At 59.9% G+C, this 11,933-nt stretch carries 14 protein-coding genes; 6 read left to right on the top strand and 8 right to left on the bottom strand.

Annotated features, from left to right (window positions below; all coding sequences use genetic code 11):
- Window positions 1–82: 82 nt before the first annotated feature.
- The 6 genes from BGE01nite_RS24410 to BGE01nite_RS24385 all read right to left on the bottom strand — a co-directional run bounded on the left by BGE01nite_RS24410 (window position 83) and on the right by BGE01nite_RS24385 (window position 3,824).
- Entirely contained in the window at window positions 83–790 is a 708-nt protein-coding gene (locus BGE01nite_RS24410) for a response regulator (RefSeq protein WP_146854675.1), read from the bottom strand.
- 134 nt (window positions 791–924) lie between these two features.
- On the bottom strand, window positions 925–1,470 hold the full coding sequence (locus tag BGE01nite_RS24405; protein WP_146854673.1) for a lipocalin family protein: 546 nt from the start codon (window positions 1,468–1,470) through the stop codon (window positions 925–927).
- A 44-nt stretch (window positions 1,471–1,514) separates the two neighbouring features.
- Window positions 1,515–2,237, bottom strand: a complete 723-nt coding sequence (locus tag BGE01nite_RS24400) for an ROK family protein (protein WP_146854671.1) — start codon at window positions 2,235–2,237, stop codon at window positions 1,515–1,517.
- Window positions 2,234–2,929 carry an HAD family hydrolase gene (locus BGE01nite_RS24395; protein ID WP_146854669.1) on the bottom strand — a complete coding sequence of 232 codons (696 nt, stop codon included), beginning with the start codon at window positions 2,927–2,929 and terminating at the stop codon, window positions 2,234–2,236. The genes BGE01nite_RS24400 and BGE01nite_RS24395 overlap by 4 nt, the downstream gene beginning before the upstream one ends.
- Window positions 2,930–3,039: 110 nt before the next feature.
- On the bottom strand, window positions 3,040–3,366 hold the full coding sequence (locus BGE01nite_RS24390; RefSeq protein WP_146854667.1) for a cupin domain-containing protein: 327 nt from the start codon (window positions 3,364–3,366) through the stop codon (window positions 3,040–3,042).
- 35 nt (window positions 3,367–3,401) lie between these two features.
- Window positions 3,402–3,824, bottom strand: coding sequence for a hypothetical protein (locus tag BGE01nite_RS24385; protein WP_146854665.1), 423 nt, complete (start codon window positions 3,822–3,824; stop codon window positions 3,402–3,404).
- A 207-nt stretch (window positions 3,825–4,031) separates the two neighbouring features.
- Here BGE01nite_RS24385 and BGE01nite_RS24380 point away from each other — a divergent pair, with 207 nt between their 5' ends.
- The 3 genes from BGE01nite_RS24380 to BGE01nite_RS24370 are packed head-to-tail and all read left to right on the top strand — an operon-like array spanning window position 4,032 to window position 7,445.
- On the top strand, window positions 4,032–4,427 hold the full coding sequence (locus BGE01nite_RS24380; RefSeq protein WP_146854664.1) for a hypothetical protein: 396 nt from the start codon (window positions 4,032–4,034) through the stop codon (window positions 4,425–4,427).
- Between the two features lie 20 nt (window positions 4,428–4,447).
- Window positions 4,448–6,094 (top strand): trehalase family glycosidase, encoded by a 1,647-nt coding sequence (locus tag BGE01nite_RS24375; protein ID WP_218033089.1) that lies wholly within the window; start codon window positions 4,448–4,450, stop codon window positions 6,092–6,094.
- A 31-nt stretch (window positions 6,095–6,125) separates the two neighbouring features.
- Window positions 6,126–7,445 carry a phospholipase D-like domain-containing protein gene (locus BGE01nite_RS24370; RefSeq protein ID WP_146854663.1) on the top strand — a complete coding sequence of 440 codons (1,320 nt, stop codon included), beginning with the start codon at window positions 6,126–6,128 and terminating at the stop codon, window positions 7,443–7,445.
- Here the strand turns inward: BGE01nite_RS24370 and BGE01nite_RS24365 are convergent.
- Entirely contained in the window at window positions 7,429–8,196 is a 768-nt protein-coding gene (locus BGE01nite_RS24365; protein ID WP_218033088.1) for an endonuclease/exonuclease/phosphatase family protein, read from the bottom strand. The genes BGE01nite_RS24370 and BGE01nite_RS24365 overlap by 17 nt on opposite strands.
- Before the next feature lie 103 nt (window positions 8,197–8,299).
- Here BGE01nite_RS24365 and BGE01nite_RS24360 point away from each other — a divergent pair, with 103 nt between their 5' ends.
- On the top strand, window positions 8,300–9,484 hold the full coding sequence (locus BGE01nite_RS24360) for an MFS transporter (protein WP_146854662.1): 1,185 nt from the start codon (window positions 8,300–8,302) through the stop codon (window positions 9,482–9,484).
- On the opposite strand, the gene BGE01nite_RS24355 is transcribed toward BGE01nite_RS24360, so the two are convergent.
- A complete protein-coding gene (locus BGE01nite_RS24355; RefSeq protein ID WP_146854661.1) occupies window positions 9,475–9,753 on the bottom strand; it encodes a glycine zipper domain-containing protein in 279 nt (92 codons plus the stop codon). The two genes, BGE01nite_RS24360 and BGE01nite_RS24355, sit on opposite strands and share 10 nt — an antisense overlap.
- 304 nt (window positions 9,754–10,057) lie before the next feature.
- Between BGE01nite_RS24355 and BGE01nite_RS24350 the strand changes: the two genes are divergently transcribed.
- Together BGE01nite_RS24350 and BGE01nite_RS24345 are read left to right on the top strand one after the other, a co-directional pair.
- Complete coding sequence (locus tag BGE01nite_RS24350; protein ID WP_146854660.1) at window positions 10,058–11,209, top strand: hybrid sensor histidine kinase/response regulator; 1,152 nt, start codon at window positions 10,058–10,060, stop codon at window positions 11,207–11,209.
- A gap of 205 nt (window positions 11,210–11,414) precedes the next feature.
- The coding region (locus BGE01nite_RS24345; RefSeq protein ID WP_146854659.1) for an AI-2E family transporter at window positions 11,415–11,933 on the top strand (519 nt) is incomplete at its 3' end.

Below are 11,933 nucleotides of genomic sequence, written 5' to 3'. Positions count from 1 at the left end.
GAGGGCAAAATGGATGGGCGGCGCAGGCCTTTTAATCACTTTTGCGGACACCCCTTCTTGGCTGCGGCCAGAGCACGTCAGCTTACGGATTGGAGTCGCTGTTCACCCACTCCACCGCGGCACGCACCAGTTCATTGGCGCTCTGAATCTTGAGCTTCTCCTTGATGTGAGCCCGGTGGGTTTCCACCGTCTTCACACTCAGAAACAGCGTCCGGGCGATTTCCCGTGTCCCGCGCCCTTCTCCCAAAGCACGGAAGATCTCGAGTTCACGGTCGCTGAGCTGCTCCACACCCGAGCCACCGGTTGTCGGACCTCGGCCATTGAGAAAAGTATCCAGCAGGCGGCTGCCGATCGCCTCGCTCAAATACAGGCCGCCACCGAGGATGCGGCGGATGCCTTCGATCACCTGCTCCGGTGCCGCTGACTTCATCACATAACCACGGGCACCGGCGCGCAGGGCGCGCTCCGCATACAGATTCTCATCATGGGAGGAGAGCATCATCGCCGGCAGCGTCGGATGCTGCGCGCGGATGGATTTCATCAGCTCGATTCCGTTCGTCCCCTGAATGGAGATATCCAGGACAATCATGTCCGGCTTCAGCTCCTCCACCGCGCTCAGCGCCAGGTTCGCGGAGCAGACGCTGCCACACACTTGAAGATCCGGCTGCGTGTTGATGAGCTGGGTGATCCCGTCGCGGAAGATGGGATGATCATCCACGATCATCACCCGTTTCTTCACCTCGGCGGGAGCTGCCTTCTTTTCAGGGGCGGGAGTTGAGACTTTCGACATTTAACTCAATGGAAACAAAATTTGTGACGCTGCTGGGGCCGCCACGGACTCATCAATTAGCAATTCACAGGCCGATATTGGCGCGGCGGCGAAACAGCTTCAAGTCTCAAACGTCACATCTCCCTCACCTATTATCACGAACGAGGTACTTGGCTCCAATCAGCCATGATCATCTTCCCGGTGAGGAAGCCCTGCTGCCGGGCGATGGCCAGGTACTGGTCCCGGATTCCGGCTGGAAGGCTGGGCTGGCGCGCCAGCAGCCACAAAAACCGCCGGTCCGACGTGCCCACCAGGGCCACGGAGTAGTCCGGTGCGCAGGCGATGACCCAGTAGTTCCCCTCCTTTTTCTCCGGCAGCAGTGCCGCCAGCCCCGGGAACTTCACGATCAGCCGGCTTCCCCTGCTCTCAGGCACCACCGTGCCCTCGCCCGCCACCACCTTGCGGTTGCCGTCAGGACGGTACTCCGTGTTCACCACATGGATTGTTCCTGTGTTCTTCAAAGTATACTCGGCTGTGGCCCGGGAATCATCCCGCTGAAAGACATTCGGCAGCCGGGCTACCTCATACCACAGGCCGCCATACCTCTTCAGGTCCACGGACTCCACCGTGCGCAGTGGACGGGTCTGGCAGCTGACGAGTGCCAATGACGACAAGACTAGGGCAATGAGGGCGCGTTTCATGCCCCGGATTCGCACCGGTGAGCACGTTTGCGTGTATGCCCTCCTTACTTGCCGCCCTTGGCTGGCTTTGCGCGGGTGATTCGTAGGGTGGTCACCTGCGTCTCGGCCAGCATGTCTGCCCCAGGCCACAGACGTACAGCACCGCGAAACGCATCCTGATTGCCTCCACGGACACAGCCGTCCGGCACTGGGTCCACATGTCGCGCATTACCTCCTCCGAGCTGAAAATGGTCCGGCCAGAAGATATCCCGCAGCAGCATCACCGCTTTGCCGACAGACTTTTGCCAGCGTCGCTTCCCATGCGTGTCCAGCGCCTCGTTACTGAGGCGATCCAAAAACGCCTCAGACTTGGACAGGGGCATGATCCCGATTTCCAGCGGCACCACCGTGTCATCCGCAATCAAAGTCGCTCCCACACTAGTGCCCAGCCCCAGGAAGAGCAGCCGCCCAGATTCATAGTTCGCCAGTGCCTGCATCGCCGCATCATTGATGATCTTCACAGGCTTCTTGAAAGCCTTCTCAAAATCAAATCCCACCCAGCTCCCACCCAAGTTCAGCGGATTGCGAGTGATCTGCCCTTCACGGACGAGGCCTGGAAACCCGAGCGAGATCGCGTCATAGCTCCAGTCTTCTGTGGCCTCCAGCACCCCTTTCACCATTTTCGCCGCCGTCAAAGTGCGGCCTGAAGGGAACTTGCGGAAGCCCTCATGACCACTGGCCATCAGCTTCACATTGGTTCCGCCCACATCGATCATGAGAACTTTCATGGTGCGGTTGTTTCAGGAGTTGCCAGCAGATGGCCGATGAGTTCCACCACACCCTCTCCGTGATCAGCCTGCGTCACGAGGTGCACCTTGTCCTTGATGGCAGGAAGCGCGTTTGAGACCGCCGCCGAGTAGCCGCAGATCTCCAGAAAGGCATGGTCGTTCTCAGCATCGCCAATGCCTGCCACCTGCTGCGGTTCGAGACCTAGCTGCTTCAAGGCCGCGAGCAAACCCGCCGCCTTGTTAATGCCGCTCGGCAGGATCATCACCGCGCCCTTGTTGAAGATGACCTGCAGTTCCAGGCCCATCTCCTTGATGATCTGCAGCACCACATTCTCATGCGGCTCCCACGTCGCCACGATGGCCTTGCCCACCTGCACCGGAATGCCGCTGTCCAGCAGCCTCTTCACAAAGTCGGAGGACGGCGGTTCCACCAGTGACTCGATGGCGCCCGTGTGCGGATGAAAAAGCACCGCTCCATTCTCCATCACCGCTAGATCAAACATCGTGATCTGTGGAAAGATGGAGATGAGTTCATTGAGCTCGCGTCCTGTCACCAGAATGAGCCGGTAGCCTGCCTGCTTCAGCCGCTCCAGCCCTGCGAGCGTGTTCTCGTTGACGTTGCCGTTGTGGGCCAGCGTGCCATCGTAATCTGTGGCGAGCGCCAGCAATCGTGAGGATTGGTTCGTGCTCATCGGGATCTATAGTATTTTAACCACCCTTTTGGTTGGGTCATGCATTGATACAGGTTCACCAATCCATCGCTCGTCAGCACGGCCATGGATGCATGAATGGGGAGATCTCCTCAGCTCGGATCACCCGTCTCATAAGCAGGCGGCCCGTAAACCGTGAAGGTGAAAACCGTCTCATGACCTTCATTGATGAAGCGATGCCGCACATCCGCCGGAATGGTGATGCAGTCACCTTTCTGCATCACCTGCCGCTCACCGTCCACCTCGGCCACCACCTCCCCTTCAAGCACCAGCAGTACCTGGTCACTGTGCGGATGCACTTCCAGTTGGTCAGAGGAAGCTTCTCCGGGCTTCAGCGTCATCGTGGCTGACTGCGTCCGCCCCGTGGTCTCCAGCAAATGAAAGTCTTCGGAGGATTCCCGGATGTTGGAGATGTTCATGACAGTCAGGTGATTGAGATGCGTAGCTTGAAAGCTTACTTGGATTCCATCGGCAGCGCATTCGCCAGCTCCTCCACGGATAACCTCGGGTGCATCACATAGACCTCGGCCTCCGGATGCTCACAAGCCACCAGCTCCGCCAGAGCCCTGTCACCGAAGACAAACGCGCGCGTCAGCAATCCAAACGATGGGAGGCCGCTCGTGCCGAGCTTCATGAAGCGTACGCCAAACTCATCATCCCGCATTTCGTCCTGGTCCGTGCGTGCCACATACACATAAGCAAACTTGGCGAAGTAACGCGCCAGCTCCATCACGGATGCATACACGCCCGGCGCGATGGTGGGCTCCGCTGGAAGCAGGAACAAGATGTTATGCAGCTCGGCATCACATGGCACGTCGAGATCCAATGAGGCGAGGTCCAGGGAAGCAAGGAGGGATGATGAAGGGAGAGCATTCATAGGAATCAAGTTTTGCTCTTCATCGCAGACCCCGCTCCCAGTGGTTGTAGGTGTGTCCCGCCGTTCACGCATCAGGGAAAACCTCAGACATGACTCCTCTGCATGTTCTCTCGCGAGAGAGATGCTGTCACAGAGCCCTTACCCTGCCCTCATACGTCCATTCCGTCGCCGCCAAACGATGGATGATTAAAGCATCCAACTACTCCCATGAAAACTCGCGCACGCACTTCTACCAAGTCCCAGAATCTCTCCGCCGATTTCGGAGCCCAGTTGCACGCCATCAAGGAAGATTTGTCCAAAATGATGACGCTGCTGCAGAACAAGTGGGGAGAGATCCGCCGGGACACTCATCCAGGTGAGACCGTTTCAGAACTCGTCAAAAAAACCGGACTCGATCAAACCTGGAATGGCATCAAGGAAGCTGCGGCGTCCACGGTTCAGCCATGGCTCGGATCATCATCTCCAGCACCGAAGCGTGCCACGAAGAAGCGCAGCACCGCCGCCCGCGCGAAAACCGCCGCCAAGAAAGCCGTGAAGGCAGCGAGAAAGACGGCCCGTAAAGCCGTCACACGCGCGACCACCGCCACCAAGAAACGGCGCTGATCACGCTGAGCACCGATGGCTTGCTGAAATTCCCGGCCATTCAAAACGGCATCATCAACCCCTCACATGGCAGCCCCCCCGTGACCGCGAACATCCCTACCTTTCCCTCTACAGGCAACATCGCCCGGATGGTGCACTACATTCAGTCTGAGTGGCATGGACTGGGGCGCGGACTGCGCCAGGTGGCCCAGGCCGTGCGCGATCCGAAACTTGGCGAGGAGACCCTCCATAGCTGCCCCATCTACATCTCCTCCTCGGAGGACTTGCCGCGGGTGCAGCGCATCTTTGAGAAGTCCATCGGCTCAGAGCAGATGACCTCCCTCAGGCTGAAAGTTCTGCCCACAGACACCTCGCGCATCGACGAGCATGGCCTGCTCTTCCTTCCCGGACGCTACGTCGTTCCCGGCGGCCGGTTTAACGAAATGTATGGCTGGGACAGCTACTTCATCGCGCTCGGCCTGCTGCGCCAGGGCCGCGTGGCCATGGCAAAAGGGCTCGCCGACCAGTGTCTCTACCAGGTGGAGCACTACGGCACCGTCCTCACGGCTAACCGCACCTACTACCTCAGCCGCTCACACCCTCCTTTGTTAGGCCGCATGGTGCTCGCCATCTATCGTGCCACGGGTGATCTCGTCTGGCTGAAGCGCGCCCTGCCTCTGCTGGAGAAGTTTTACTATTACTGGACCGTGCCTCCGCACCTGGTGCCCGGCATCAATCTCTCACGCTACTATGACTTCGCCCAGGGCCCGGCCCCCGAGGTGGAGAGGGGTGAGGTGGATGAAAACGGGCACAATCACTATCAGCGACTGCAGATGAACCTCACGGCAGCCAAAGATCAACTGCGTGACATCAATGAGTTCATTGATCCCTCCACCGGCGCTCTCACTCCGCACACCTACCACGCGGACCGCAGCATGCGCGAGTCGGGCTTTGATGTGAGCTGGCGCTTCGGCTTCGCTAATCTGGACGTGCTGGACATTCTTCCCGTGTGTCTGAACACCCTGCTCTGGCGGCTTGAGGTGGACATCGCCAAGGTCCGCGGCTTCCTCGATGCCACCGGCACAGTCGAAGTCTGGCAGGAACGCTACAAGCAGCGCGCCGCTTCCATCACCGAGCATTTTTGGGATGAGGAGGCAGGTCTGTTCTGTGACTTTGACGGCCGCTCCAACAGCCGTCTCACCTATGCCTTTGCCACCACCTTCTGGCCGCTCTGGGCCGGCCTCGCCACGCGCGCTCAGGCCGCGCGCATCGCCTCACGGGTGCCGGACTTTGAGGCCCCCGGCGGATTGCTCACCAGCTTGAGCACGAGCGGATGCCAGTGGGACAAACCTTTTGGTTGGGCGCCTCTGAACTACATGGCCGTCATGGGCCTGCATCGCTATGGCTACCGCACCGAGGCGCGCCGCATCGCCCGCCGCTTCGTCTCCCTGGTGACCGCCGAGTTCTGTCGCACAGGACTGCTGTTTGAAAAATATGACCTCGAAGGCATGACCAGTGATGTGGAGGGCAAGATCCAGTACGGCTATCCCACCAATGAGCCAGGCTTCGGCTGGACCAATGCCTGCGTCATGGAGCTTCTCGACTACCTCGGCTGCCTCGGTGACCTCGACATCGAGCAGACGGACACGGCCCAGATCCAGCTGCCGCCGCTTTCGATGCTGAGGTGACCCCTGGATCTCACGCGCAGCTTTACAAACCATGCATCACTCATTGTTAGGCACTCTCGAAACAAGACACAGCCCTCTGCCCGCAAAGCCTCCCGGCATGGGTGGCTACATTGCAGCAGCACTCGTCGGCGGATTCGTCGGCGCATTCCTCACGCGGAACTTCTTTGAGAGCGAGAAGAAGGTCACCCATGAGATGATCGTGGACTACGAGATCGAGCACCCGCAGTTCTGCCGCACCATGAGCCAGCTCCTGGGACCACCGCTGGTGGAGGGAAACTCCGTCTCCATCCTGGAAAATGGAGACGAGATCTTTCCCGCCATGCTGGAGGGCATCGCCTCGGCACGGAGGACCATCTCCTTTGAAAACTTCGTCTTCACCCATGGGCGCGTCACCCAACAGTTCACGGATGCGCTGTGCGCTGCCGCCAGGCGAGGAGTGAAGGTGCATTTCCTGCAGGATGCCGCCGGCTGTGACTGTGTGAACGGGACCGAGATGAAGCAGCTACGCGAGGCCGGCGTCGAGGTGGAGATTTTCCGCTACTACCATCTGCGCTTCAATGAGCGCACTCACCGCAAGCTGCTCATCATCGATGGCAAGCACGGCTTCATCGGCGGCGTGGCCATCTCCGATGACTGGCAAGGCAAGGGAGACAAGCCAGACCATTGGCGCGACACCCAGTATCGGGTGGAAGGCACGGTCGTCGCGCAGATGCAGCAAGCCTTCCTCGATAACTGGATCCAGACTCGCGGCGTGGTTCTGCATGGCGAGGACTACTTTCCCGAGATCCCGCATGGCGGGGACCTCCTCTGCCAGGCCTTTCAGAGTTCATCCGCGGAGGGTGCTGACGGTGCCCGCCTCATGTTCCTCTTCTCCATCGCCGCCGCACGAAAATCTATCCGCATAGCGAATGCCTATTTTATTCCGGATGACCTCACCGTCCAGACCCTCATCGATGCACGCCATCGCGGCGTCGAGATCGAGGTGATCTGCCCGAGTGCCTACACCGATCAGCGCGTCGTCAGATACGTCGGCCGCTCACGCTGGAAGTCTATGCTGGAAAGCGGCATCCGCTTTTACGAATTCCAGCCTGCCCGCTATCACTGCAAATACATGATCGTGGATGATGTCTGGACCACTGTCGGCTCCTGCAATTTTGACAATCGTTCGTTACGCCTGAACGAGGAAGCCAACCTTAACATCCTCGATAAAGGCTTTGCCAAGAATCACGTCAAAATCTTCGAGGAGGACAAGGCACGCTCCAGACAGATCACTATGGAGGAGTGGCGTCACCGCCCCATCTCGGAGAAGATCGCCGGCAATCTGGGATGCCTGCTCAGATCGCAGTTGTGAACTCTACCTCCGCCACCAGCGGTAGATGATCCGAAGCCAGTCTGGCCAGCGGCGTGTTCACCACCCGCGTGGACTGGCATTTCAGCCCCTGGCTGATGAAGATGTAGTCCAGGCGCAGCAGCGGCCAGCGTGATGGAAACGTGGCCCTCGCCCTCCGCCCAGGCACCGCGCGCTGCGTGTCCGTCATTGCGTGACAGGCTTTCCGATGGACCCTGGAATACGGCAGCGCATTGAAGTCACCGCAAAGGATGCTCGGCGTCCCGCAGTCCGGATGGGCCAGCCATTCCGGGCCTAACAAAGCATCGATCTGCTTGATGCGCTCATTGTTGCTCAGGCCCAGGTGCGTGTTCATCACCTGCACCGGCCTCCCATGCACCTCGACTGATGCCCACAGCGCGCCCCGTGGCTCAAAGGCCAGCCGTTCCTGCACCGTCGGCAGCTCCGCCGCCTGCCGCAGATGCATGGGCCAGCGTGAGAGGATGGCATCTCCATACTCCTCCTCTTCTTGAATGCGCTGTGCCGGGTGAAAATGAAAGCACATGTCCAGATGCTCCGCGATGATGCGCGCCTGATGCGCGCGGCCGCTGCGCGCTCGTGACACATCCAGCTCCTGCAGCGCCACCACGTCCGGCTCCTGGCTTGCGATCACCTCCGCGATCCGCGCCAGATCCAGCTTCCCATCCGTGCCCACACCGGAGTGCACGTTGTAAGTCATGATGCGAAGCGATGGCTGGTCAGTGGAGTCATTCACATGAGAGGATCGAAATTCGATCAAGCCCCGGATGCAGTCAGGCCACTCGTATGGCAATGGCAGGCGTAGGTAGATCCAACATCCGCTCTGCCGCAAGCCTTCCATGTCGTCACTGTCCTCTCGCACCGCCACAGCACTGCTGCTGGTGATCGCCTATCTGGCCTTCATCAGCCTGGGGCTGCCAGACACACTCATCGGAGTCGCGTGGCCCTTTGTGCGGGATCATTTCACGCTTCAGCAGTCCAGCCTCGGCTGGGTCTTCGCCGCCACAAGCGCGGGCTACTGCCTCTCCAGCTTCTTCACCGGCAGCTTGATGAAGCGTCTCGGTGTGGGCTCGCTTCTGGCAGCCAGCACCGCCCTCGTCGCCTTGGCAGGCGTTGGATTTTCAGCAGCGCCCATGTGGCTCTTCTTTGCCGCCTGCGCGGTCTGTCACGGCCTGGGCTCAGGTGCTATTGATGGAAGCCTGAATCACTATGCGTCCACGCATTTCCCGGCGCGCCATATGAACTGGCTCCATGCCTGCTATGGCATTGGCGCCACCTTCGGGCCTGTCATCATGACCAGCATGCTGGTGGCCAGAGGTTCCTGGCGCGCAGGCTACGCCGCTGTCGGCACGCTGCTGCTTCTGCAAGCCTTGTTGTTCGCTTTCACGCGTCGTCTCTGGGGGCAGGCCATGACTGCCGACTCCCATTCAGATCACCTGAGCATTCCCGCCACGCTGAAACACGCCGCCGTGTGGCTGCACATCCTCATCTTCTTTTTGTACACAGGCCTGGAGGTGCTGCTGGGCCAGTGGAGCTTCACGGTGCTCACAGAGGCCCGGAAGATGCCCGTCGAATCCGCTGGCGCCTGTGTCACCGCCTATTGGGCCAGCATCGCCATCGGCCGCGTGCTTTTCGGCTTCGTCGTTGAGCGTGTCAGCATCGACCAGCTTGTGCGCGCCTGCCTGCTGCTCGCCATTACTGGAGTCAGTGCCATCGCTTTCAGCACTTCACCGGCATGGAGTGCCACCGGTCTTGTGCTCGCAGGCCTGGGGCTGGCGCCCATCTTCCCGTGCCTGATGACCCAGACCCCGCGTCGTCTGGGCAAGGCGGCTGCCTTTCACGCGGTCGGTTTTCAAGTCAGCGCCGCCATGATCGGCGCGGCAGCTTTGCCAGGAGTGGCAGGCATGCTCGCGCAGCAGGTCGGGCTGCATGTCATTCATCTCATGGCCGCCGCGCTGGCGGTGGTGGTGCTGCTGCTCCACACCGCCATCACGCGACTGCCAATGATGGATGATCAACGGTAGTAGTAGCGGCCCGTGCGGGGATCATAATACCGGCGGCTGTTCTGATAATTGCGCTGGTCCTGCGCATTGCCGATCGCGTTGCCCGCCAGAGCGCCTGCACCACCGCCGATGAGTGCGCCCTCCAGCCCTCGACCGCTTTGATGTCCTATGATGCCGCCCACCGCAGCACCTCCCAGGCCGCCGACGACAGTTCCCGTTTGCGCGTTGGGACCGGTGGCGCAGGAGACGAGTGAGGAGGTGAGCAAGGCCGTCAGGAGGAGTTTTTTCATACAAGGATGGGGGTGGAGGTTCTGTGCCGCACCCAGAAATCTCCAGGATGCATTTGATGATTATTCGTGCCAGACACGCAGACGGCCGTATGCTGCCGCATCTGGCAGTCTGATCTATTCACAAACGAGACGACCACCCGTGCCCGCAAACACGTATCTCGGCCATATCCCGTATGAACTTTTCGAATCCGCGTCGTTTGCCCCTGAAATCAGTCTCCGAGCTGACGGCCATTCCGCTCGTTTGATCGTAATCGCCGCTAGACACTCACATCTGTTTTTGGCAATCTCCCTCCCGTAAAGCTTCATGACCTCTGCGAATAACGAAACGATTCTAATTGTCGACGACCAGGAGGAGAATCTCCGGGTGGTCCGCAAGGTGCTGTCGATGATGAACTACAACGTCATCCTCGCGAGCAGCGCTGAAGAAGCTCTCCAACGGCTGGCCGAGCGCACTCCAGAGCTCATCTTGCTGGACGTGATGATGCCGGATGTCGATGGCCTGACCGCCTGCCGTCAGATCAAGGCCGACCCACGCTGGGCAAATGTGCCCGTGATCTTCCTCTCCGCGGATGATGACAAGAATGTCATCGTCCAGGCGCTGGAAGCAGGCGGTGTAGATTATGTCACCAAGCCCTTCAACCGCGCCGAGCTCGTCTCGCGCGTGCGCACCCAGCTCGCGCTGAAGCATGCCAGTGACCAGCTTCGTGCCCTGGCGGAAGACAAGGATGAGATCCTCGGCATCCTGGCGCACGATTTGAAAAACAGCCTCGCGGGCATGAAGCTCAGCGCGGCGCTGCTGCAGAGCCGCTCCTCGGAGATGCCGCCGCGCTGCGTACCCCTCGTCCAGAACATCCTGAATGCCACGGAGCGCATGCTTTCCTTCATGAAGGAGTTCCTGGCCAACCAGCATGCCGAGCAGCTGCGCATGAAAAAGGAGGTCATCGATATCGCCGAGATCGCCTCCACGATTTCTGAGGACCACCAGGTCGCCGCCACGGTGAAGCACATCGAGCTCGTCACCAGCATCCCAAACTCCCCACTCATGGTGGAGGCCGACCACGAGGGCGTGACCCAGGCCCTGGAGAACCTCATCTCGAATGCCATCAAGTTCACTCCTGAAGGCGGCAGAGTAAAGGTCGCGGTGGAACGCCCGCATTCCGGCATGGTGAAGTGTACAATCCAGGATACCGGTCCAGGCTTCACCGCTGAGGACCGTGCCCAGATGTTCCGCCGCTATGGCCGCCTCAGCGCCCAGCCCACCGGCGACGAACCTTCCACCGGACTCGGACTTTCCATCGTCAAACGTCTCCTCACTGCCATGGGCGGCACGGTCACGCTCGCGGAAGCCACACCTGAATCACCTGGCGCAAAGTTTGTGGTCTCACTGCCAGTCGCGGTCAGCAAGACCGCTCCAGAAGAAGGCGAGGTCGAACCAGACTTGGCGGCCCTTGAGTAGCCTCTCGGTTGCACCTTCATTCCACGCACCTCGCTCGCGGGGATGTACATGTCCACGGTTAGGCCGCGCAGCATTATCGCATGCGGATCTCTCCAGCGTGGCGATCTCTCGAATTCGCCTGCCTCATAGGTTTCGACACATCCACTCAAGCCATTGATGGAGATAGATAGGCTGAGGCTCACGCTTGCTCGTGGGCTCGTCTCCCATGGATCCTTCCTACCGAACGCTCTCGAGCTTCATCAAGTTCTTCACCGCCTTGCTGGTGATAGCCGCGCTTTACCTCGGGCGTGAAGTCCTCATCCCCCTGGCACTCGCATGCTTGTTCACCTTTTTGTTAAATCCCGTGGTGAAGCGGCTCTGCCTCTGGGGCCTGCCTCGCGTCGCCAGCGTGTGCATCGTCACCATTGTCAGCTTCTCCAGTCTGGCGCTCATCGCCGGCTTTCTCGGCAAGGAGATGACCAATCTCGCCAACGACCTGCCTAACCATCAACAAAACATCCAGCGCCGGGTCCAGGCCCTGAAGAGCATGGGTGACAGCGGCGTCATCCAGAAGCTGCGCAAGCTGGTCAGTAACGTGAGCGACAGCTCTCAGAAAGACGATGCGAAAAAGCTGGCCGCCGAATCGGGCGATGCCGCAAGAGCCCCCGCGCCTGCCGATCAAGCGAAGCCTGAGAACCAACCACCACCCGCCGATCAAGCGAAGCCCGCTGAGCAGCCTCCACCC

Source organism: Prosthecobacter gellanilyticus, assembly GCF_007992435.1.
In the GTDB taxonomy this organism is placed as follows: Bacteria; Verrucomicrobiota; Verrucomicrobiia; order Verrucomicrobiales; family Verrucomicrobiaceae; genus Prosthecobacter; species Prosthecobacter gellanilyticus.
Note: the sequence above shows the minus strand (reverse complement) of the source record. Positions and strands in the feature narration are given on the sequence as shown.

What these genes read in the sequence shown, in the direction of transcription:
- BGE01nite_RS24355 (WP_146854661.1), bottom strand. Translation starts at nt 9,753, where the DNA reads ATGAAAAAACTCCTCCTGACGGCCTTGCTCACCTCCTCACTCGTCTCC.
- BGE01nite_RS24405 (WP_146854673.1), bottom strand. Translation starts at nt 1,470, where the DNA reads ATGAAACGCGCCCTCATTGCCCTAGTCTTGTCGTCATTGGCACTCGTC.
- BGE01nite_RS24350 (WP_146854660.1), top strand. Translation starts at nt 10,058, where the DNA reads ATGACCTCTGCGAATAACGAAACGATTCTAATTGTCGACGACCAGGAG.
- BGE01nite_RS24380 (WP_146854664.1), top strand. Translation starts at nt 4,032, where the DNA reads ATGAAAACTCGCGCACGCACTTCTACCAAGTCCCAGAATCTCTCCGCC.
- BGE01nite_RS24360 (WP_146854662.1), top strand. Translation starts at nt 8,300, where the DNA reads ATGTCGTCACTGTCCTCTCGCACCGCCACAGCACTGCTGCTGGTGATC.
- BGE01nite_RS24410 (WP_146854675.1), bottom strand. Translation starts at nt 790, where the DNA reads ATGTCGAAAGTCTCAACTCCCGCCCCTGAAAAGAAGGCAGCTCCCGCC.
- BGE01nite_RS24395 (WP_146854669.1), bottom strand. Translation starts at nt 2,929, where the DNA reads ATGAGCACGAACCAATCCTCACGATTGCTGGCGCTCGCCACAGATTAC.
- BGE01nite_RS24385 (WP_146854665.1), bottom strand. Translation starts at nt 3,824, where the DNA reads ATGAATGCTCTCCCTTCATCATCCCTCCTTGCTTCCCTGGACCTCGCC.
- BGE01nite_RS24400 (WP_146854671.1), bottom strand. Translation starts at nt 2,237, where the DNA reads ATGAAAGTTCTCATGATCGATGTGGGCGGAACCAATGTGAAGCTGATG.
- BGE01nite_RS24390 (WP_146854667.1), bottom strand. Translation starts at nt 3,366, where the DNA reads ATGAACATCTCCAACATCCGGGAATCCTCCGAAGACTTTCATTTGCTG.
- BGE01nite_RS24370 (WP_146854663.1), top strand. Translation starts at nt 6,126, where the DNA reads ATGCATCACTCATTGTTAGGCACTCTCGAAACAAGACACAGCCCTCTG.